Origin of the sequence: Salinicola endophyticus (genome assembly GCF_040536835.1) — a bacterium.
Lineage (GTDB): Bacteria > Pseudomonadota > Gammaproteobacteria > Pseudomonadales > Halomonadaceae > Salinicola > Salinicola endophyticus_A.
On record NZ_CP159578.1, the window covers coordinates 1,543,576 to 1,564,884 of the forward strand.

Annotated in this window: 19 protein-coding genes; 7 read left to right on the top strand and 12 right to left on the bottom strand. The window is 66.8% G+C overall.

Annotated elements, in window-relative coordinates; all coding sequences use genetic code 11:
* Window positions 1-228 precede the first annotated feature (228 nt).
* The 5 genes from ABV408_RS07065 to ABV408_RS07085 all read left to right on the top strand — a co-directional run bounded on the left by ABV408_RS07065 (window position 229) and on the right by ABV408_RS07085 (window position 4,883).
* Window positions 229-975: a ComF family protein gene (locus tag ABV408_RS07065; RefSeq protein WP_353981749.1), complete on the top strand. Its 747-nt coding sequence runs from the start codon at window positions 229-231 to the stop codon at window positions 973-975.
* A 40-nt stretch (window positions 976-1,015) separates the two neighbouring features.
* Window positions 1,016-2,002: a serine/threonine protein kinase gene (locus ABV408_RS07070; RefSeq protein ID WP_353981751.1), complete on the top strand. Its 987-nt coding sequence runs from the start codon at window positions 1,016-1,018 to the stop codon at window positions 2,000-2,002.
* Window positions 2,003-2,184: 182 nt separating this feature from the next.
* Window positions 2,185-2,742: a GTP cyclohydrolase I FolE gene (gene folE, locus ABV408_RS07075; protein WP_106418160.1), complete on the top strand. Its 558-nt coding sequence runs from the start codon at window positions 2,185-2,187 to the stop codon at window positions 2,740-2,742.
* A gap of 16 nt (window positions 2,743-2,758) precedes the next feature.
* Complete coding sequence (locus ABV408_RS07080; protein WP_353981752.1) at window positions 2,759-3,214, top strand: hypothetical protein; 456 nt, start codon at window positions 2,759-2,761, stop codon at window positions 3,212-3,214.
* A gap of 199 nt (window positions 3,215-3,413) precedes the next feature.
* The gene (locus tag ABV408_RS07085) at window positions 3,414-4,883 is read left to right on the top strand and encodes an NAD-dependent succinate-semialdehyde dehydrogenase (protein WP_207034767.1); all 1,470 of its coding nucleotides are present in this window, start codon (window positions 3,414-3,416) and stop codon (window positions 4,881-4,883) included.
* 97 nt (window positions 4,884-4,980) lie between these two features.
* Here ABV408_RS07085 and purH read toward each other — a convergent pair whose 3' ends face one another.
* The 8 genes from purH to dsbD all read right to left on the bottom strand — a co-directional run bounded on the left by purH (window position 4,981) and on the right by dsbD (window position 13,903).
* Complete coding sequence (purH, locus tag ABV408_RS07090) at window positions 4,981-6,594, bottom strand: bifunctional phosphoribosylaminoimidazolecarboxamide formyltransferase/IMP cyclohydrolase (RefSeq protein WP_353981753.1); 1,614 nt, start codon at window positions 6,592-6,594, stop codon at window positions 4,981-4,983.
* A 103-nt stretch (window positions 6,595-6,697) separates the two neighbouring features.
* The gene (fis, locus tag ABV408_RS07095) at window positions 6,698-6,943 is read right to left on the bottom strand and encodes a DNA-binding transcriptional regulator Fis (RefSeq protein ID WP_232825216.1); all 246 of its coding nucleotides are present in this window, start codon (window positions 6,941-6,943) and stop codon (window positions 6,698-6,700) included.
* 59 nt (window positions 6,944-7,002) lie between these two features.
* Entirely contained in the window at window positions 7,003-8,034 is a 1,032-nt protein-coding gene (gene dusB / locus ABV408_RS07100) for a tRNA dihydrouridine synthase DusB (RefSeq protein ID WP_353981754.1), read from the bottom strand.
* A 142-nt stretch (window positions 8,035-8,176) separates the two neighbouring features.
* The gene (gene prmA / locus ABV408_RS07105; protein WP_285952150.1) at window positions 8,177-9,079 is read right to left on the bottom strand and encodes a 50S ribosomal protein L11 methyltransferase; all 903 of its coding nucleotides are present in this window, start codon (window positions 9,077-9,079) and stop codon (window positions 8,177-8,179) included.
* Window positions 9,080-9,190: 111 nt separating this feature from the next.
* A complete protein-coding gene (gene accC / locus ABV408_RS07110; protein ID WP_207034760.1) occupies window positions 9,191-10,534 on the bottom strand; it encodes an acetyl-CoA carboxylase biotin carboxylase subunit in 1,344 nt (447 codons plus the stop codon).
* A gap of 21 nt (window positions 10,535-10,555) precedes the next feature.
* Window positions 10,556-11,023 (bottom strand): acetyl-CoA carboxylase biotin carboxyl carrier protein, encoded by a 468-nt coding sequence (accB, locus tag ABV408_RS07115; protein ID WP_035469406.1) that lies wholly within the window; start codon window positions 11,021-11,023, stop codon window positions 10,556-10,558.
* Between the two features lie 103 nt (window positions 11,024-11,126).
* On the bottom strand, window positions 11,127-11,570 hold the full coding sequence (gene aroQ / locus ABV408_RS07120) for a type II 3-dehydroquinate dehydratase (protein WP_207034758.1): 444 nt from the start codon (window positions 11,568-11,570) through the stop codon (window positions 11,127-11,129).
* Between the two features lie 224 nt (window positions 11,571-11,794).
* Window positions 11,795-13,903 (bottom strand): protein-disulfide reductase DsbD, encoded by a 2,109-nt coding sequence (gene dsbD / locus ABV408_RS07125; protein ID WP_353981755.1) that lies wholly within the window; start codon window positions 13,901-13,903, stop codon window positions 11,795-11,797.
* 259 nt (window positions 13,904-14,162) lie between these two features.
* Between dsbD and ABV408_RS07130 the strand changes: the two genes are divergently transcribed.
* Entirely contained in the window at window positions 14,163-15,191 is a 1,029-nt protein-coding gene (locus ABV408_RS07130) for a DUF2333 family protein (protein ID WP_353981756.1), read from the top strand.
* A gap of 120 nt (window positions 15,192-15,311) precedes the next feature.
* Here ABV408_RS07130 and ppa read toward each other — a convergent pair whose 3' ends face one another.
* Window positions 15,312-15,842 (bottom strand): inorganic diphosphatase, encoded by a 531-nt coding sequence (gene ppa, locus ABV408_RS07135; protein WP_035469412.1) that lies wholly within the window; start codon window positions 15,840-15,842, stop codon window positions 15,312-15,314.
* 227 nt (window positions 15,843-16,069) lie between these two features.
* Between ppa and ABV408_RS07140 the strand changes: the two genes are divergently transcribed.
* Complete coding sequence (locus ABV408_RS07140) at window positions 16,070-17,713, top strand: protein kinase domain-containing protein (RefSeq protein ID WP_405049940.1); 1,644 nt, start codon at window positions 16,070-16,072, stop codon at window positions 17,711-17,713.
* 341 nt (window positions 17,714-18,054) lie between these two features.
* On the opposite strand, the gene ABV408_RS07145 is transcribed toward ABV408_RS07140, so the two are convergent.
* From ABV408_RS07145 to ABV408_RS07155, 3 genes are read right to left on the bottom strand one after another with little or no spacing between them, the layout of a single operon-like run.
* The gene (locus ABV408_RS07145; protein ID WP_353981758.1) at window positions 18,055-19,341 is read right to left on the bottom strand and encodes a TRAP transporter large permease; all 1,287 of its coding nucleotides are present in this window, start codon (window positions 19,339-19,341) and stop codon (window positions 18,055-18,057) included.
* Window positions 19,338-19,985 (bottom strand): TRAP transporter small permease, encoded by a 648-nt coding sequence (locus ABV408_RS07150; RefSeq protein WP_353981759.1) that lies wholly within the window; start codon window positions 19,983-19,985, stop codon window positions 19,338-19,340. The genes ABV408_RS07145 and ABV408_RS07150 overlap by 4 nt, the downstream gene beginning before the upstream one ends.
* A 13-nt stretch (window positions 19,986-19,998) precedes the next feature.
* Entirely contained in the window at window positions 19,999-21,009 is a 1,011-nt protein-coding gene (locus ABV408_RS07155) for a TRAP transporter substrate-binding protein (RefSeq protein WP_353981760.1), read from the bottom strand.
* Between the last annotated feature and the right edge of the window lie 300 nt (window positions 21,010-21,309).

A 21,309-nucleotide genomic window follows, 5' to 3' on the forward strand; every position in this document is an offset into this window, starting at 1 on the left:
AACGCCTCCTCGATCAGATACGGGGACAGGCCGGAGTGAGGGCACCCAGCGGCCGTGGCAGGCCCTCTTTCCGGTATGTCGGCGGATCGATCTCAGTGTAGCCAAGGTTGACGAGGGCGGCGTGACGGCGTTCAAGCCAGCGGCGCTGGCCGCCGATCTCCCTGTGGGGGCGTGCCGGCGTGGCGCATGCCGGGAGAGAGCTGAGCGGAAGCGCGGAGGAGTAGGAGCATGTTCATGCGTTGCGCCTTGGGCCGAGTGATCGCAGGTGGTGGGCTACGCTGGCAGCTCGAGCGCTGGCTGCGCCGGGCGTTGCCCGGCTACTGCGCGTTCTGCTATGCCCGTCTCGCCGGCGATCTCCCCTGGTGCCCCGACTGCGATGGCGAGCTGCCGTGGAACGTCGCGGCCTGTGAGCGCTGCGCCGAACCCATGCCCGACGCGGGCGGTAACCATCTCTGCGGGCGTTGCCTGCGGCGCCCTCCGGCATTCGATGCGGCCTGGGTACCGCTGCGTTACGAAGGATCGCTGATACGGCTGATGCAGCGCTTCAAGTTCTCCGCAGACCCGCGCGCCGGGACGCTGCTGGTGGAGCTGTTGATCCATGCTATGGGCACCACCGCGCCGTGCGGCGAGTTGCTGATCGGTGTTCCCGGGTCATGGACACGCACCCGCGAGCGGGGGTTCGATCCCGTCGCCTGGCTGGGCAGCTCGCTCGCCGCGCGCTGGCAGTTGCCGCAGCGGGCAGCGCTACGCCAGCGCGACTCGTCGAGCCAGCGCGGGCTCGATCGCGCCGCGCGCCAGCGTAACGTCAAGAACGCCTTCGGGATCGAGGGGCCGCTGCCCGGGTCGGTGCTGCTGCTGGATGACGTCATGACCACCGGCGCCACCCTGGAGTCGCTGGCCCTGGCCTGCCGTCGTGCCGGTGCACGCCATATCGGGGTGGTGGCGCTGGCCCGCACGCCAGCGGGCCGAATCTGATAGCATGCGCCGCCATAGCCTTCGTCTGTCGAGGTAAGCCATGAGTGCCGCAACGCCGCATCCGTTCGAGACCCTGACGCCCCAACGCGTGGTCGAAGCGGTCGAATCCCAGGGCTTCTGGCTGCCGGGCGAGCCGTTCGCGCTCAACAGTTACGAGAACCGGGTCTATGCCTTGAGCGACGATGAGCGCCAGCGCTGGGTCGCCAAGTTCTACCGCCCCGAGCGCTTGAGCACGGCGCAGATTCTCGAGGAGCACGCCTTTCTGGGTGAACTCGCCGCCGCCGAGGTCGCGGTCGGCGCGCCGTGGCAGAACGCCCAGGGTGAGACGCTGTTCGAGGCGGGGGGCTTTCGCTTTGCGCTGTTCGCCCACGTGCCGGGGCAGGCGCCGGAGCTCGACAATCCCGCGCATCTCTTTGCCCTTGGCCAGCTGATCGGGCAGGTGCATGCCGTCGGCCGGCGGCATGCCTTCCAGCACCGGCCGGTGTTCGAGCCGCTGCGGCTGGTCGAGGAGAGCCGCGAGCGCGTGCTCGCCGCCCCCTGGATGAGCGCGCGGCAGCAGAGCGCCTATACCCGCGTGACCGACGCCCTGCTGGGGCTGCTCGCCGAGCACGCCTGGCCGCATCAGGCGCTGCAGCGCGTTCACGGCGACTGCCACCTGGGCAACATGCTCGGCCGCGACGACCACTTCGCCCTGGTCGACTTCGACGACTGTGCCATGGCACCGGCGGTGCAGGATCTGTGGATGCTGCTCACCGCGCAGTCGCCGGGGGAGTGGCAGATGCAGCTCTCCGAGGTGATCGATGGCTACGAGGAGTCGCTCGACTTCGATCGGCGCCAGCTCGAGTGGATCGAAGTGCTACGCACGCTGCGCCTGGTCCGCCATAGCGCCTGGCTGGCCAACCGCTGGCAGGATCCGGCGTTCCCGCGCGCGTTCCCCTACGTGGCCGACAGCGGCTACTGGGACCAGCACATCCGCACCCTGGAGCAGCAGCGGTTGGCACTGGACTCGCCGCGCTGGCTGGCCTGAGGGCGGCGGGCGCGGGCACGCCCGGTGCGCGGCGGCGATAGAGCGCGGGGGCGAGTTTCGCTAGAATCCCCATTCAGCGTGCGTCGGCTTTCGCGGCCTGCGTCTTCCTCTTCCCATCAGCGCGGTGCCGGTGACCGGTATTCGGCGTCAGCGCCCGCAAGCGACAGGATCAAGGCAGCATCATGACAGAGCAATTGGCAGGCCATTTTCGCGGCATTCTCGAACACCTGGGAGAGGACCCCCAGCGCGAGGGGCTGCGCAATACGCCGCAGCGGGCCGCCAAAGCGATGCAGTTTCTGACCCAGGGTTACCATCAGTCTCTGGAAGAACTGGTCAACGGCGCCGTGTTCGCCTCCGACACCGACGAAATGGTGCTGGTCAAGGACATCGAGATGTACTCGATGTGCGAGCACCATGTGCTGCCGTTCATCGGCAAGTGCCATATCGCCTACCTGCCCCAGGGCCGGGTGCTGGGACTGTCCAAGTTCGCCCGCATCGTCGACATGTACGCCCGGCGGCTGCAGATTCAGGAGAACCTCACCCGGGAGATCGCCGAAGCGGTAATGCAAGTGACCGGCGCCCGCGGCGTCGGTGTGGTGGTCGAGGCCCAGCACATGTGCATGATGATGCGCGGGGTCGAGAAGCAGAACTCGTGCATGAAGACGTCGGTGATGCTCGGCAGCTTCCGCAAGAACCAGACCACGCGGCAGGAGTTCCTGATGCTGGTCAACGGCCGCTGAGGCAGGAGCGCGATACATGGATGGCCGACTCGACAGCTTCGATGACGACACCCAGCGCGGCGAGATCGTGGGACAGGATGGCCAGCGCTACGCCTTCGAATTCGGTCAGTGGCGCGGGCGCGGTCTGCCGGCGGCGGGCCAGGCGGTGCGCTTCGACGTGGTCGAGGGGCGCGCGGTGCGCGTGTTCAATCGTCCCGAGGCGCAAAAGCCCGCGCGCAGCACCCGCGATGCCAGTGGCAAGGTGCAGCGCAAGCAGCTGTCGCACTGGGCGCTGGCGGCCTTCGTGGTGGCCTGTGCCGGTGTCGGCGCCGGGCGCTATGCACCGGTGGTCGAGGTGGTCGCGCTGGTGCTCGCCTGGCTGGGCCTGCGCCATGTGCATCGCGCGCCGCAGCGCTTCAACGGCCAGGTGGTGGCGGCACTGGCTCTGGTGATCGCGGTCGGCGTGACGCTCTGGTCCCAGGGCGTGGTGTAACCGGCTGCGGCGGTTTGGCGCCCCGGCTGCTGTCATACCGATTGTCACTGGCGCCAACGCATCGAAAGCGCCATCCTTTCTTCCGACACCTTGCCCGTTTCAGACGCGTCGCCCGAGTCCTGGCGGCGCGCCGGCAATCACCGTCGGCCGCGCGGTTTCGGCGCGGTCGACGGCAGGCACATCAAGGAAGGAGTGACTCATGCAATCCGTCAAAGAGAGCGCGCTGTTCAGGCCCTATGCCTATATCGATGGCAACTGGGTGGCCGCCGACAGCGGTGAACAGATCGACGTCGACAACCCCGCCAGCGGCGAGATCCTGGGGCGCATGCCGCGCCTCGGTCGCGCCGAGACCGAGCGCGCGATCGAGGCCGCCGAGGCGGCACTGCCGGGCTGGCGCAACCATACCGCGCTGGAACGTGCCGACATACTGATGAAGTGGTACGAGCTGATGCTCGAGCACAAGGATGAGCTGGCCGCGATCATGACCGCCGAGCAGGGCAAGCCGGTCAAGGAAGCAGCGGGGGAGATCGTCTACGCCGCGAGCTTCATGCGCTGGTTCGCCGAGGAAGCGCGGCGTATCTACGGTGATACCATCCCGGCGGCCAGCAGTCAGCAGCGTATCGTGGTGACCAAGCAGCCGGTGGGCGTGGTCGGGGCGATCACGCCATGGAACTTCCCCTCCTCGATGATCACGCGCAAGGCCGCGGCGGCGCTCGCCGCCGGCTGCACCATCGTGATCAAGCCGGCCAGCCAGACACCGTTCTCGGCCACTGCACTGGCGGCGCTGGCCGAGCAGGCCGGGGTGCCGCGTGGCGTGTTCAACGTGGTGCCGGGCAAGGCCAGCGAGATCGCCAAGGCGATGACCGAATCGCCGGTAGTGCGCAAGGTCACCTTCACCGGGTCCACCGAAGTCGGTAGTTCGCTGATGGCCGGCGCCGCCCAGCACATTCAGAAGATTTCGCTGGAGCTCGGCGGCAACGCGCCCTTCCTGGTGTTCGAGGACGCCGACCTGGACGCCGCGGTCGAGGGTGCCATCGCTTCCAAGTTCCGCAATGCCGGCCAGACCTGTGTCTGCACCAACCGTTTTCTGGTCCAGTCGAGCGTGATCAACGCCTTCAGCGAGAAGCTCGCGGCGGCGATGAACAGCGAGCTGAAGGTCGGCGACGGCTTCCAGGACGGCGTCAATATCGGGCCGCTGATCGATGAGGATGCGGTGGCCAAGGTGAGCGAGCACGTCAAGGACGCCACCGACAAGGGGGCCCAGCTGCTGCTCGGCGGTCACGAGCACTCCCTGGGCGGGCGCTTCTTCTCGCCGACGCTGATCAGCCATGCGACGCCGGAGATGAAGGTGGCGAGCGAGGAAACCTTCGGTCCGCTGGCGGCGGTGTTCCCGTTCGAGACCGAAGAGGAAGCGGTGCGCCTGGCCAATGACACCCAGTTCGGGCTGGCCTCGTACTTCTACTCGCGGGATCTGGGGCGTGTCTGGCGGGTGGCGGAAGCGCTCGAGTACGGCATGGTCGGCATCAACACCGGGCTGATCTCCAATGCCAGTGCGCCCTTCGGCGGCGTCAAGGCGTCCGGGCTGGGGCGTGAAGGCTCCAAGTACGGTCTCGACGAGTATCTCGAGGTCAAGTATCTGTGCATCGACCTGGGTCAGGCGCAGGCATGATTCACCCGGGCAGCTGAGTTCCACCGCCGCCCGGCATCGAAAAAGCCCACGACAGACGCTGTCGTGGGCTTTTTTTGCGTGGCCGGGGGAGCCGTATTCAGTGGCGGAAGTGGCGCATCCCGGTGAACACCATGGCGATGTCGGCTTCGTTGGCGGCGGCGATCACTTCGTCGTCACGCATCGAGCCGCCGGGCTGGATGACCGCGGTGATACCAGCGGCGGCGGCGTTGTCGAGGCCGTCACGGAAGGGGAAGAAGGCGTCGGAGGCCATCACCGAGCCGGCCACCTGGAGACCGGCGTGCTCGGCCTTGATACCGGCGATGCGCGCGGAGTTGACGCGGCTCATCTGGCCGGCGCCGACACCCACGGTCTGGCGGTCGCGGGCATAGACGATGGCGTTGGACTTGACGAACTTGGCCACCTTCCAGGCGAACACCAGGTCATGCAGCTCGCGTTCGCTGGGGGCGCGGCGGGTCACCACCTTGAGCTCGTCGGCGGTGATCATGCCGGTATCCCGGCTCTGCACCAGCAGGCCGCCGTTGACGCGCTTGTAATCCCAGCCATCGCCGCTGCGTGGCGGCAGCTCGCCGCACTCGAGCAGGCGCACGTTGGCCTTGCTGGCGACCGCGTCACGCGCTGCGGCGGAGATCGCCGGGGCGATGATCACCTCGACGAACTGGCGTGCGACGATCGCCGCAGCGGTCTCGCCATCCAGCTCGCGGTTGAAGGCGATGATGCCGCCGAAGGCCGATTCGCTGTCGGTGGCGAAGGCCAGTTCGTAGGCCTTGCGGATGCCGCCCTCATCCTCTGGCACCACCGCCACGCCGCACGGATTGGCATGCTTGACGATTACGCAGGCGGGCTTGGTGAATGACTTGACGCACTCCAGCGCGGCGTCGGTGTCGGCGACGTTGTTGAACGACAGCGCCTTGCCCTGGAGCTGGTTGGCGGTGGCGATGCTGGCTTCGCGAGTGCCCGTCTCGACCGCGTTACGCTCGACATAGAAGGCCGCTTTCTGGTGCGGGTTCTCGCCGTAGCGCATGCCCTGCTTCTTGGTGAACTGCAGCGACAGCGTGCGCGGGAAGTCGGGCTCGCCGCTGCCCACCCGCTGGCCGAAGTAGTTGGCGATCGCAGCGTCGTAAGCGGCGGTGTGCTCGAACGCCTTGATCGCCAGGTCGAAGCGGGTCGCCTGACTCACGGCGCCGTCATGGCTGGCCATGTCCTTGAGCACGCGGGAGTAGTCGTCGGCATCCACCACGATGGTGGTATGGGCATGGTTCTTGGCGCAGGCGCGGACCATGGTCGGGCCGCCGATGTCGATGTTCTCGACCGCGTCGGCGAGGCTGCAGTCGGGGTTGGCGACGGTGCGCTCGAACGGATAGAGATTGACCACCACCAGGTCGATCGGCGCGATGTCGTGCTCGGCCATCACCGCATCGTCCTCGCCGCGGCGGCCGAGGATGCCGCCGTGGATCTTGGGATGCAGCGTCTTGACGCGGCCATCCATGATCTCGGGGAAACCGGTATGCGCGGAGACTTCGGTCACCGCGATGGCGTTCTCCTGCAGCAGACGGTAGGTGCCGCCGGTGGAGAGCAGCTCGACGCCGCGGCCGACGAGCTCGCGGGCGAAGTCGACGATACCGGTCTTGTCGGACACGCTGAGCAGGGCGCGGCTGACGGGGCGGGAGGAGGATGCGGAGTTTTGAGACATGCCAATCCACTCTTGTCGGTCGATCGAACGCGCGCTGGAGGGCTTGAGAGTCCGAGCGGCGGGCGTTCGGTGGTGCCCCGCATGGGCGAGGCGAGGGGGAGAATCAGATCAGATCGTACTGCTTGAGCTTCTTGCGCAGGGTGCCTCGGTTGAGGCCCAGCAGCTCGGCGGCGCGGGTCTGGTTACCTTCGACATGGCGCATCACGACGTCGAGCAGCGGCGCCTCTACCTCGGCCAGTACCATGGTGTAGAGATGCGACACCGATTCACCCTCGAGGTGGGTGAAGTAGCGCTCCATCACTTGCTCGACGCACTCGCGCAGCGTGACTTGGGAGCTCTGCTCGGCCATGTGAAGGGATTCGACCTCCAGCGGCGCATTGCCGTCGAGGTCCAGAGGCTGCCGACTGTTCATGCTGCGTGAATTCCGTTGTCGATCGCGGTGTCGCCACGAAAGAGTTCATGAAGAAAAGCGAACTGCTCCGCGCTCTGCTCGAGCCGGTTGAATCGCGCGCGATGCTCGCGCCGCGGATCGCGGGCGGCGAGGTACCAGCCGATATGCTTGCGCGCCACGCGGACCCCGAGATAGTCGCCGTAGTGGGCGTGCAGCGCGGTCAGATGCCGGCGCATGGTGCTCTCGACTTCCGCGAGGCTGGGTGGCGCATGCTCGCGACCGGTGCGCAGGTAGTGCTCGATCTCGCGAAACAGCCACGGGTTGCCCTGGGCGCCGCGGCCGATCATCACCGCGTCGGCGCCGGTATAGGCGAGCACCTCGGCGGCGCGCTGCGGCGTGGTAATATCGCCGTTGGCGAACACCGGGATCGATACCTGCTGCTTGATCGCGGCGATGGTGTCGTACTCGGCACTGCCGCTGTAGCGCTGCTCGCGGGTCCGCCCGTGGACTGCCAGGGCGGCGATGCCGGCGTTCTCGGCCAGGCGCGCGACATGCAGCGCATTGCGGCTCTGCTCACACCAGCCGGTGCGGATCTTGAGCGTCACCGGAATCTCCACCGCGGCGACCACCGCAGCGAGAATCTCGCCGACCAGGCGCTCGTCGCGCAGCAGGGCCGAGCCGGCCGCCTTGTTGCACACCTTCTTCGCCGGGCAGCCCATGTTGATATCGATGATCTCGGCCCCGGCCTCGGCGTTCATGCGCGCGGCCTCGGCTAGCATCTGCGGATCGCCGCCGGCGATCTGGACCGAACGCGGGCCGGGCTCGCCACGGTGGATCAGGCGCTGACGCGACTTGCGGGTGTGCCAGAGCCGGCTGTCCGAGGTCACCATTTCCGACACCACCAGACCTGCGCCGAGCTCGCGACAGAGCTGGCGGAAGGGGCGATCGGTCACGCCGGCCATGGGCGCCAGAATGACCCGGTTGGGCAGTGTGTGGCAGCCGATGCGGGGCAACGCACGCTCGGGCTGCGCGGACACGGCTTCACGCATGGTTACAGAGGCTCGGGGAAAACGGGAAGCTATGATACCGGGCGCTCCGGCTTTGTTGAAGCGCTGTTTGGTCGCACAAACGCGGCAGAAGGGCGTCGGCGGCGGGGCCCGGGCCTCGCCGCCGTTGCTCAGACGGTGGGGCTCAGGCGGCGGGGCGCTCGCCGCTCAGCAGCACCCAGCCCTCTTTCTCCTGTGGCGGAGCCATGCGCAGGCCCTGGTCGCGATAGGCGTCGAGCACGCTCTCGGCCTGGGCGGCGAGAATGCCGGAGAGCGCCAGGCGCCCACCGGGCGCGACGCGGCCGGCGATCTCGGCGGCGAGCTCGATCAGCGGGCCGGCGAGGATATTGGCCACGACCACTTCGAAGCGGCCCTGGCCGAGGCGCTCCGGGTACTCCAGCAGCAGACGGCTGTCATCGAGCTGGTTACGCTCGGCGTTGTCGCGGCTGGCCTGCAGCGCCTGGGGGTCGATATCCACGCCGACCGCGGTATCCGCCCCCAGCTTGAGAGCAGCGATGGCGAGAATGCCCGAGCCGCAGCCGTAGTCGAGCACCTGCACGGCGTCTAGCGGCTGGGCGTCGAGCCAGCCGAGACACAGCGCGGTGGTGGGGTGGGTGCCGGTGCCGAAGGCAAGGCCCGGATCGAGCAGCAGATTGACCGCCTGAGGATCGGGGGCGGCGTGCCAGCTGGGCACGATCCACAGCCGCTCGCCCATGCGCAGCGGCTCGAAGCCGTCCATCCACTCGCGCTCCCAGTCACGGTCGGCGAGGAGTTCATACTCGATCTGCGGCGCGGGGTCTTCCGGCGCCTGTTCGGCCCAGGCGCGCTGGACCCGCTCGATCATCGCCTCGACCCCCTCGAGATCGTCGTAGAGGCCGGTCAGGACCGTCTCCTGCCACAGCGGCGTGGTGCCGCGGTCGGGCTCGAAGACCGGGTCGTCGTGGGCATCCTGCAGGGTGATCGCGCTGGCGCCCTCGGCCAGCAGCAGCTCCTCGAGCCACTCGGCCTGTTCGGGGGCGATATGCGCCTTGAGTTGTAGCCACGCCATGGCGGCTCTCCTTGATCTCGTCGGTGGGGGCGAACGCAGACGGGGCGGTCATCCCGAGGGGCTTGAGACAGATCCCCAGAGCATGACCGCCCCGTCGTGACGCGCCGCGAATCAGCTCAGGCCGAGCTTCTTCTCGAGGTAGTGGATGTTGACCCCACCTTTCTGGAAGGCGCTGTCACGCACCAGATCCTTCTGCAGGTCGGTATTGGTCTTGATGCCTTCCACCAGCAGCTCGTCGAGGGCGTTGCGCATGCGCACCAGGGCGATCTCGCGATCCGCGCCCCAGGTGATCAGCTTGCCGATCAGCGAGTCGTAGTGGGGCGGTACGGTGTAGCCGGTATAGATGTGCGAATCCATGCGTACGCCCAGGCCACCCGGCGGGTGGTAGAGGTCGATCTTGCCGGGCGAGGGCATGAAGGTGCGCGAGTCCTCGGCGTTGATGCGGCACTCGAAGGCGTGGCCGTTGAGCTGGACCTCCTCCTGGCGGATCGACAGCGGCAGACCGCTGGCGATGCGCAGCTGCTCCTTCACGATATCCACCCCGGTGACCATCTCGGTGACCGGATGCTCGACCTGGACGCGCGTGTTCATCTCGATGAAGAAGAACTGGCCGTTCTCGTAGAGGAACTCGAAGGTGCCGGCGCCGCGGTAGTTGATCTCGATACAGGCGTCGGTACACGCCTTGAGCACCTGGGCGCGCGCTTCGGGATCGAGGTGCGGCGCGGGGGCCTCCTCCAGCACCTTCTGGTGGCGCCGCTGCAGCGAGCAGTCGCGGTCATAGAGGTGGATGGCGTTGCCCTGACCGTCGGCGATCACCTGGACTTCCACGTGGCGCGGGTTCTCCAGGAACTTCTCCATGTAGACGGTGCCGTCGCCGAACGCCGCAGCCGCCTCGGCACGGGTCACGCTGACCGCCTTGGCCACTTCGTCGTCGTTGCGTACCACGCGCATGCCGCGGCCACCGCCGCCGGCCGCGGCCTTGATGATCACCGGATAGCCGATACGCGCGGCGATCCGGCGAATCTCTTCGCCATCTTCCGGCAGCGGGCCATCGGAGCCCGGCACCGTGGGGACGCCGGCTTCCTTCATGGCGTTGATCGCGCTGACCTTGTCGCCCATCAGGCGGATGGTCTCGGCGCGCGGGCCGACGAACACGAAGCCCGAGCGCTCGACCTGTTCGGCAAAATTGGCGTTCTCCGAGAGAAAGCCGTAGCCGGGGTGGATCGCGGTCGAGTCGGTGACTTCGGCGGCGCTGATCAGTGCCGGGATATTGAGATAGGACTGCGCGGATGACGCCGGGCCGATACAGACCGCTTCGTCCGCCAGTCGCACGTGCATCAGGTCGCGGTCGGCCTTGGAGTGGACCGCCACGGTCTTGATCCCCAGCTCCTTGCACGCGCGCAGGACGCGCAGTGCAATCTCGCCTCGGTTGGCGATGAGTACCTTGTCCAACATGATGGTTTCGCCCGTGTCGCCTTAGTTGATGATGATCATCGGCTGGTCGAACTCGACCGGCTCGCCATCCTCGACCAGGATTGCCTCGACCACGCCGTCTTTGTCGGCTTCGATCTGGTTCATCATTTTCATCGCTTCGACGATGCACACGGTATCGCCTTTCTTGATGCTCTGACCGACTTCGACGAACGCCTTGGCACCCGGCGCCGGCGAGCGGTAGAAGGTGCCGACCATCGGCGAGGTGACCGCGTGGCCCAGCGGCTGGACCGGCGCCGGCTCGGCCGGATCGGCGGCGGGTGCGCTCGGCTCGGCGGTGTGCTGCGGTGCGTAGTGCATCGACTGGGGCATCATCATCGGCTGCTGGGCAGCGCCGAAACCGTGGGGATGACGGCTGATGCGCACCGACTCTTCGCCTTCCTGGATCTCGATTTCGCTGATGTTGGACTCTTCGAGCAGTTCGATGAGTTTCTTGACTTTGCGGATATCCATGGTGATGTCTCGGCTCCGTGAGGGTGGAAGAAGTCTTGATGAATGTCTGTGGTGGCCAGCACGAGGCCACCGTGGAAAGGCTGTTTCCGCGCCGACGGGGTGTTCAGTCGCGCGCCAGCTGGGCCAGGGCCGCGTCCAGCGCCAGACTGTAGCTGTCGGCACCGAAACCGGCGATGACGCCGCGCGCGACGTCGGTGAAGTAGGAGTGAGCGCGGAACGGCTCGCGCGCGTGCACGTTCGACAGGTGCAGCTCGATGAACGGAATGGCGACACCGGTGAGGGCATCGCGCAGCGCCACGCTGGTATGCGTGAAGGCGGCCGGATTGAGCAGGATGAAATCGATCCGCTCCTCGCGGGCACGATGAACGCGCTCGACCAGCTCGTGCTCGGCGTTGGATTGCAGCCACTCGAGCTGGTGTCCGGCGGACAGCGCGCGCTGGGTCAGCGTCACGCGGATATCGTCGAGGGTCGTGGTCCCGTAGACCTCGGGCTCGCGGGTACCCAGCAGGTTGAGATTGGGGCCGTTGAGAACCAGTAGTCTAGCCATGCCTGTCCTTGCGCTGTTAACCCTGTCGTACTTCGCTGAGATGACGTCACTTTCATGCAAGATGGCAGCACGGGCGACTCATTTGCGCTGCTGCAGGAGTTTGCCGAAAAAAGCCCAGAGTGTCTAGCCTGGGACGCGAACGATGTTCGCTAACCGCCCGCTCTGGCCCGGGCGCGCTAGGCTCACCTCGGCGGGGTGTGATTGGCCCGAGCCGGCAATGCGGGTCACCCCCGCGAGCGCGAGGACATGAGCGCGTCGAGGTGAGTGGCCAGTGCCGCAGCGCCGATCTCGCCCTGGATACGCGCGGCGCGTCTTTCGCCATCGCCATCGAAAAACAGCAGTGCCGGCGGGCCGAAGAGCCCGTAGCGCGAGAGCAGGGCGCGGCTTGCCGGGCTATCGGCGCTGACATCGGCCCGAATCAGCGTGAACCCGGCCAGGCGCTCGGCCACCGCGGGGGCGGGGAATACCTGGTGCTCCATCACCTGACAGGCGATACACCAGTCGGCGCTGACATCGATCATCACCGGACGGTCGGCGCGCCTGGCCTCGTCCAGCGCCGCCTGCAACTGAGCGTTGCTGGTGACGGTGGCGAACTGTGGCGCCGTAGGGCTGCTCTGGGTGGGGCTTCCGACGCCGGGCGCGAGCGGGCGCAGCGGGTCACCGCCGCCCTGGGCCGCGCCCCACGCCAGCGCTACGCCCCACACCAGCAGCAGCCAGCCCAACGCTTGACGCAGCCGCGGCCAGCCGGGCGGCGTGCGCAGATCGAGCGCGCCCAGCGCCAGCGCGCAGGCGAGCGCCAGCAGCGCCCACAGCAGCAGCGTCAGCGACCCGGGCAGCAGCCGCGCCAGCAGCCAGATGGCCAGGCCCAGCAGCAGCACGCCGAACAGCGCCTTGACCCCGTTCATCCAGGCACCGGCCTGCGGCAGCAGCCGGGCGCCGAAGGTGCCGGCCACGACCAGCGGCAGACCCATGCCCAGCCCCAGGGCGAGCAGGGCGAGGGCGCCGCCAAGGACGTCGCCGGTGGTTGAGATGAACACCAGGGCGCCGGCCAGGGGCGCCGAGACGCAGGGTGAGACCACCAGCACCGACAGCGCACCGGCGGCGGCCAGGCCCAGCGGGCCGCTGCGCTGCAGGCGCTGCTGCCAGGTATCCGCACGCTGACGCAGGCGGTTCGGCAGACGCAGCTCGAAGGCGCCGAACAGCGCGGCGGCAAAGGCCGCGAAGAGCAGTGCCAGCGGGACCAGCACCCAGGCCGACTGCAGCCGCGCCTGCAGGTTGAGCGAGGCGCCGAACAGCCCCATCAGGGTACCGAGCAGGGTGAAGGTGGCGGCCATGCCCGCGACATAGCTGAGCGAGAGCCCCAGGGCGCGCCGTCGCGAGGCGTTCTGGCCGACGATGATAGCGGTCAGGATGGGCAGCATCGGCAGCACGCAGGGGGTGAAGGTCAGGCCCACCCCGGCTAGAAAGAACAGCGCCAGGGTGCCCAGCCCCAGCCCCTGACCGAGCAGCGTCTGGAAACGGGCGTCGGCGCTGAGTGGCAGCGCGCCGTCGCCGATGTCTTTGGCTGAGCCGCCCGGCTCGGCGGTGGGCGGGTTGGAGGCGGTGTCATTGGCAGGCTGGCCGGACGGCGCGATATCGCTGCCGGGTGTCTGATCGGGGAACGGATCGGCCTGGGGCCCTGAATTGGCCTGAGGTAGCGGATCGGCCTGGGGCCGTTGATCGGTTCGAGATAGCGAATCGGGCTGAGATGGCGCGGCGAATAGCGCGCGCGGATCGCCAGCGCGAGCGTCGCTGGCGGCCAGCGGTGACGCCTGGGCGTCGTCGCTGGCATCGGTGAACGCCGCCGGGGCGCCCCCGGCGCGGGCTGCGAGGCGCCAGTGCTCCGGCGGATAGCAGAGGCCGGCATCGGCGCAGCCCTGGAAACTCAGTGTCAGTGCCAGGGGCGTGCCGCTCGCCCGGGCGCTGGTCTCGGGCAAGGGCGCGCTCAGCACCACGCTGTCGCGAAAGATGTGCACCGGACCCAGATAGGGGTCCTGCTTGAAGGTTCCCGGCGGTATCGTCAGCGGCGTCAGCGCCTCGCCGTTGGCATCGGCCAGGGCGAAGCGCTGGCGATAGAGATAGTGTCCGGGGCGGGCGCGCAGGCCGACGTAGACGCGCTCGGCGTCATGCCAGGCGTAGGCGTGGAAAGCCTCGGTCACCGGCAGGAACTCGGCCGGTTCGGCGCTGGCGAAGGGTGACGTGTCACGGGAGACGGAGAACGAGCTCTGGGCCTGCGCCAGCGATGTCAGCAGGCAGAGAGCGAGGATGAGCAAGCAGCGCGAAGAGAACGACATGCGTGACACGGAATCCTGATCGGGTTGGCGTAGCGGAGCGCCGCTGTGGGGTTGCAGGCCAGAAGGCAGGCCGCAGCCGTTGGAGTGTGCAGCGCGGCAAAAGTGCCATGATCGGAGCCGGGACAGGGGCCCGACGGATCATCCCGGTATGCAGCGAAAGGCGGGCTGCGCGCCGCCGGGAGCATGATAGGATAAGTGACGCACGTCTCCCAATGAACGTCTCTCGACGCCCTCAACTATGTCAAGACAAGGATCGTCCATGGCTCTGTTTCGCAAGAAGGCGCCGCTGTCGCGCACCGAGGTCCTCGAAACACCGCAGTACGGCTGGATCTGGAAGCCCTTGGTGGCGCTGGTGGCGATCTACCTGCTGATCTGCATCGTGCTGGGCATCTGGTGGAGCTGGACGCCGTCACCGGTCGACCCGCGCCAGGCGGTGGCGCTGCAGCGTGGCGTACCGGAGAGCGCTGGTCACAACCAACAAGCGGCGATCAAGCCCGGCGAGGCGTTGCTGGCGACCAATATCGAACTGCTCGACGCCCTGCTCGACAAGCCCGGTGGTTATCTGCGCAATGACGTCATGCCGCCGGGTCTGTGGCTCGACAACATGCCCAACTGGGAAGCCGGCGTGACCCAGCAGGTGCAGAGCTCGGTGGCCTCGCTCGGCAGCGCGCTCGAGGTCGGCCAGGCGCCGCTCAAGGCCGCCGACGAAGCGCTCGCCGGCGATCTCGACAGCTGGCGCTGGCCCGAGTCCGAGACGCTGCTGCGCGCGGCGCGTAACAATCTCGGCGAAGCCTTTTCGGCGCTCGACAACAGCGGTGCCGGTACTCCGACCCAGGACGCGGCAGCCTCGACGCCGACCCAGGCCCCCAGAGCGCTCGACGCCGAGACCCTGAAGGCCTGGCTGGCCCAGGTGCAGCGCCAGCTCGAGACCCAGACGCAGGCACTGGCGGCCAGTGTCGGGCGCTCGCCGGGCGGCGGCCAGGCGGTCGAGAGCACCCCGTGGTTCCGTATCGACAACGTCTTCTTCAAGACCCGTGGCACCACCTGGGCGCTGCTGCAACTGGTGCAGGCGGCGCGCATCGACTACGCCGAAGCGATCGAGCAGGCCGGGCAGGGCAAGGCCTTCGATCAGCTGATCGCCGAACTCAAGGCGTCCCAGGCGCAGGTGTGGAGCCCGGTGATCCTCAACGGCTCGGGTTTCGGCTTCTTCGCCAACCACTCGCTGATGATGGCCAACTACACCGTGCGGGCGACGCAGTTGATTGGGCAGATCCGCAGCGCTCTATAAATCGTCAGGCCGCAGCGCACAAGCGCTGACGAATACTTCCGCTTAAAACACAAGCGCCGCCCCTGGGGGCGGCGCTTGTGGTTGGGCAGGCCGCGATCGCGGCGCCCGGGGAGGCGTGGCTTATTCGCTGGCGTAGGCGGCGACAGCCTTCTCGATCGCCTTGCGCGCGGCATCGGCGCCGTCCCATGAGTCGATCTTGACCCATTTGCCCTTCTCGAGATCCTTGTAGTTCTCGAAGAAGTGGGCGATCTGCTGGCGCAGCAGCTCGGGCAGGTCGGTCACTTCGTGGACGTCGTCGTAGAGCGCGGTGAGTTTCTGGTGCGGCACGCAGACCAGCTTGGCATCTTCACCGGCTTCATCCGACATGTTGAGAACGCCGACCGGGCGCGCGCGGATCACGCTGCCGGGCTGTACCGGGTAGGGCGTGACCACCAGGGCGTCGAGCGGGTCGCCGTCATCGGCCAGGGTGTGGGGGATGAAACCGTAGTTGGCCGGATAGAACATCGGCGTGGCCATGAAGCGATCCACCACCAGGGCATCCATGTCCTTGTCGATTTCGTACTTGATCGGCGCGTGGTTGGCGGGAATCTCGATCGCCACGTACACGTCGTTGGGGAGATCCTTTCCGGCGGGAATCTTGTCGAAACTCATCATCGAGTCCTTGCGGTTTGCAGGTTGAACACCAGCGGGCGAAAATCCCACGGATTATACGAATAGGCTAGGCCGATTACCAATCCGTCCCCGGCGCCCGCATGTCGGGAAGCGGCCGTCGCCGGCACAGACCACCCGTGGGGAGAAGATCGTTGTCGAATAGCTCGCTGTCGCTGACCTACGGTCAGGCCTTCGTGGCGCCGGATCTGCACCGCCACCGCAGCTCGATGTCGGTGCAGATCCCGCAGGGCGAAGCACTGCAGGCCAAGGGCGGGTGCGCGTTGATCAGCGACTCCACCTGGCGCAACTCGATCGCCAAGCAGGCCGGCGATCTCAGCGTGCGCGGCTTTCTTGCCGACTACTACTCCACCCCCGAGCACTGGGACGTCAAGACCTCGGCGACCCGGGTACTGCGGGCCCTCAACAGCTGGTGCTACAGCCAGAGCGGCTATATCGAGGGCGGCAGCTATATCTGCTCGCTGTCGGCGATGATCTTCCACCAGCGCCAGGCGCACCTGTTCCACATGGGCGATACCCTGGTGTATCGCATCCGCGGTGCCGAGTTCGAGCAGTTGACCCGCGACCACGTCACCGACCTCGGCGGCTATCGCTACCCTTCGCGGGCGCTGGGCATGGATGGTCATGTCGATATCGACTACTCGACCTTTACCCTCAAGCAGGGCGATCTGTTCCTGTTCATGACCCAGGCGGTGCGTGGCACTCTGGTGCCCTCCGAGTACGTGCAGCTGATCCGCGCCGATGTCAGCGATCTCGATGCGGCCTGCGAGCGACTGACCGCGGCGGCCAACCAGCGCGCCAGCGAGCGCGGCTACAATGCCAACCAGTTCTGCTTCCAGCTGGTACGGGTCGACCGCCTGCCGGAAGCCGGGACGGATGAGCCGACGCGGCTATTTCACCATCTGCCGGTGCCGCCGGAGGTGAGCCCGGGGGATCGCCTCGACGGCCTGGAGATCGTCGCGGTGCTCTCACGCACCCCGCGCGCCCGGGTCTACCACGTACGCGACGCGCGCAGCGGGCGCGAGATGGTGATGAAGGCGCCGAGCCCGGAGCTGTCGCCGCGCAACGTCTATCTCGAGCACTTCGGGCTGCAGCAGCGGGTGGTGGAGCGCATCAACTCGCCGTTCGTGGTCAAGGTGGTCGAGGCCGAGCGGCCGCGGCGCTATCTCTACTATCTGATGGCCTACGTCGAGGGGCAGTCGCTCAGTGAGTGGCTGCGGCGGCATCCGCAGACCAGCCTGGCTCAGCGTCTGGAGATCGCGCGCCAACTGGTCAAGGCGGTGCAGGCGCTGCATCGTCATGAGGTGCTGCATCAGCACCTGCACCCCGACAATATCCTGATCGATCGCCATGGCAATCTGGTGCTGACCGACTTCGGCGCCTGCCATCGGCGCGACAGCGATAGCCAGGGCGTAGCGCGGGAGCTGGCGCGCCAGGTGGGGCTGACCGAGCACAGCGCGCCCGAGTATGCCCTCGATACCGAGGTGGGGCGGCGCAGCGACCAGTACTCGCTGGCCTCCACCATCTACTGGATGCTCACCGGGCACCTGCCTTACACCCAGCTACCCAATCATCTGCGCAGCCATACCGATCTGGAGCAGATGACCTATCGCCGCGCGCGCTTGAGCAACCCCGCCATCAGCGAGGATCTCGACGATGCCCTGCGGCGCTCGCTCGATCCGCTGCGCGCCCTGCGCTTCCGGCGCATTTCCGAATTCGCCTATCGCCTGCGGCCCAAGCCGCGCGCCCAGACCGATGACCGGCGCCCGCCGTGGCGCGAGCCGGCCAACGTATGGCAGGCGATCGCTACGGTGCTGCTGCTGCTGCTGATCCTCTCCTGGTGGTTAAAATAGCGGCTGAAGTCGCGGCTGAAAGGCGGTCTACGTAGCGACTGAAAACGCTTTTCACAACCGCTGGACGCTCCGGTGACAGGGCGTCGCGAGGGCGCCTTGAACCCCTCCCTGGGCGCTACCTTTGCCATCCCTGGCAAAGGACCCTCGCTGAGCCCTGCCTCCGGCGCCCATCGTCAGGGGGGGGGGCGGGCTCTAAGCAGCGGTCGGTGAAGCGAGGGCTGAGGCGATGGCCTCGATGACGACGGGCCTCGACGACAGAGAGCCCCGGCGCGCCATGCGCCGGGGCCCTCGGGTGTGACAGCCGGCGATCCGATCTCCGGCTTGGGTCCATCGGTGCCTTATCAGCCCGGCATGCCCAGCAGGTTGGGCAGGCCCAGTGAGATGAACGGCACGTAGGTGATCAGCAACAGGAACGACACCAGCAGGATCAGCCACGGCGCCGACGCGCGGATCACCGTGGTCAGCGGCTGTCCGGTCACCGCCGAGGCGACGAACAGGTTGAGCCCGGTAGGCGGCGTCAGCATGCCGATCTCCATGTTGACCACCATGATCACGCCCAGATGGATCGGGTCGATCCCCAGTTGCATGGCGATCGGGAACAGGATGGGCGCCAGGATCAGAATGATCGCCGAGGGCTCCATGAAGCTGCCGGCGATCAGCAGCACCACGTTGAGCACCAGCAGGAAGGTGATCGGCGAGAAGCCCTGTTCGACCACCCACTGGGTGATGGTCTGGGGGATCTGCTCGGTGGTCAGCACGTGGGCGAACAGCATCGCGTTGGCGATGATGAACATCAGCACGATACTCAGGCGCGCGGCGTCGAGGATCACCCGCGGACACTCGCGGATGCCGATGTCGCGATAGATCACCAGCGAGACGAAGGCGGCATAGACGGCGGCCACCGCGGCAGCCTCGGTCGGGGTGAAGATGCCCGAGTAGATCCCGCCGAGAATCACCACGATCAGCAGCAGGCCCCACAGCGACTTGCGCGCGGCACGCAGCCATTCGCTCACGCTGACCCGGGGCTGGGCCGGCATCTTCTTGATCCGCGCGATGACATAGATTGCCAGCATCAGCAGAAAGCCCAGCAGCAGCCCGGGCACCACGCCAGCCATGAACAGCTTGCCCACCGAGGTCGAGGTCGCGGCGGCGTAGACCACCATGACGATCGACGGCGGGATCAGGATACCCAGGGTACCGGCGTTACAGACGATGCCGGTAGCGAAGCTGCGGGTATAGCCGGAGCGCACCATGCCCGCGATCACGATCGAGCCCACCGCCGCCACGGTGGCGGGGGAGGAGCCGGAGAGGGCGGCGAACAGCACGCACGCCAGCACCGAGGCGATCGGCAGGCCGCCGCGCAAGTGGCCGACGCTGGCGTTGGCGAAGTCGATCAGCCGCCGGGCTACACCGCCGCTGGTCATGAAGGCCCCGGAGAGCAGGAAGAACGGGATCGCCAGCAGGGTGTAGTGATCCGCGGTGGCGAACAGCTTGATCGCCAGCGACTGCAGCGAGTCCTGGCTGAACAGCAGAATCGTCAGCGCGCTCGACAGCCCCAGGGAGACCGCGATCGGCACGCCGATGAACATGAAGACGAACAGGGAGATGAACAGAAAGGCGATAGTCACGGCTTGGTTCTCCGGGTGTCGCTGTCCGCGTCGGATTCCTGAGCCAGCGCCAGCGCGTCGCTGACTTCGCTGCTCTGCTCGAGCCCCAGCTGCTGGCCACGCAGGATGCGCACCAGTACTTCGATCAGCCGCGCGATGATCAGACCGAAACCGAGCGGCTCGATCAGCGCCACGTGCCACTCCTTGAGTCCGAACATGCCCAGATCCTCGGCGCCGATGCCGGTGACTTGCAGCGAGTCGACCCACTGTGCGCTCGACACCATCAGCAGGCCGGCGTAGGCCATGAAGATCAGGCAGCTGAGCACGCCGCAGACGCGCTGCCAGGGCCGGGGCAGCAGGCGCACCAGCAGATCGACGCCGATGTGGGCGCCGACGCGCACGCCGTAGGCGATGCCCAGGAAGATCAGCCAGGCGAAGATGGTGGTGGTCATCGCCAGGCTCCAGGTCATCTCCTGGCCGATGCCCAGCAGCCAGTCGCCCACGGCGAAGGCCGGCGTCTCCAGCGCCGGGTAGGCATCGCCGAGGTCGTAGAAGACGTTATAGAGGTTGGTGACGACCACGTAGAAGAAGGTGAGCAGGGTCATCACCGCCAGCAGGAGGGCCACCAGGCCCTCCTCGAGTGAATTCCAGATGCGTAGGAGCATGGGGAATCGGCGCTCAGTTGGCGTTGTTGGACTGCTGTGCCGCGTCGATCAGGTCGCTGCCGATCTCGTCGCGGAACTCGTCGATCACCGGTGCCATGGCGTCGCGCCAGGCCTTGACCTGCTCCGGGCTGAGCTCGTGGATCTTGGTGGTGCCGCTCTTGGCGATGCTCTGCTTGGCCTCTTCGTTGAGCTGGTCGGCCTTCTCGTTCACCGAGGTGGTCACTTCGGCGATGATCTCGTTCAGCGTGGTGCGCACGTCGTCGGGCAGGCCGTTCCAAAACTTGGCGTTGGTGATCAGCATGTAGTCGAGCACGCCGTTGTTGGACTCGGTCATGTCGCTCTGCACTTCGTTCCACTTCTGGGTGTAGATGTTGGACCAGGTGTTGCCGCCCTGACCGTCGATGACGCCGGTCTGCATGCCCTGGTAGACCTCACCGAAGGCCATCTTGCGCGGAATCGCGTGGAGCTCCTTGATCTGTGCGGCGAGCACGTCGGAGGGCTCGACGCGCAGCTTCAGGCCGCGGGCGTCGCGCGGTTCGATCAGCGGCTTGTCGGCGGTCAGCTGGCGCATGCCGTTGTGCCAGTAGGCCAGACCCAGGATGTCGTGGTCCTGCATCGATTCGAGAATCTGCTTGCCGCCCGGGCCCTGTTCGAAACGGGTGACCGCATTCATGTCATCGAACAGAAACGGCAGGTCCATCAGCTGGACGCTGGGGCTGTATTCGCCGAGCTTGGCCATGGAGGGGGCGAGCAGCTGGACGTCGCCGGTGAGCAGCGCGTTGAGGCCCTTGGTGTCGTCGTAGAGCGAAGAGTTGGGGTAAACCTCGATCTTGACCTTGTCGCCCAGGCGCTCCTGGACCAGTTTCTGCAGCAGCTGGGCGCCTTCACCCTTGGGCGTGTCGTTGGCGACCACGTGGGAGAACTTGATCACGATGGGGTCCTGGGCCTGGGCGCCGGTGGCACCGCCCAGCAGAATGGCGAAGCCGATGGCGCCTGCCAGTGTTTTTCGATTGATCAGAGACATGGCACTTGTCACTCCTGGATTGTTGTGTGTCGCGCTGCGCCGAAGCCGGGCCGGCATCTCGACGGCGATGCCCGTGAATTATGCGCAGTGATTTGTATCTGCGTATATCAATCTTTGGTGGAAAAGAAAGTAAACAAGCGCGTGATTTAGAAAGTTTATTTTTGGTTTAATAAGTTTAAAAAGTAGAAAATGATGGAGCCGGTCGCGCGCTCATTTCTCGCCTCGTCTGGTGAAAATCAAATAAATACAATCATTTGCATGAATGACGGAGATCGTGTCGGGTGATCGGCGCGGTGACAG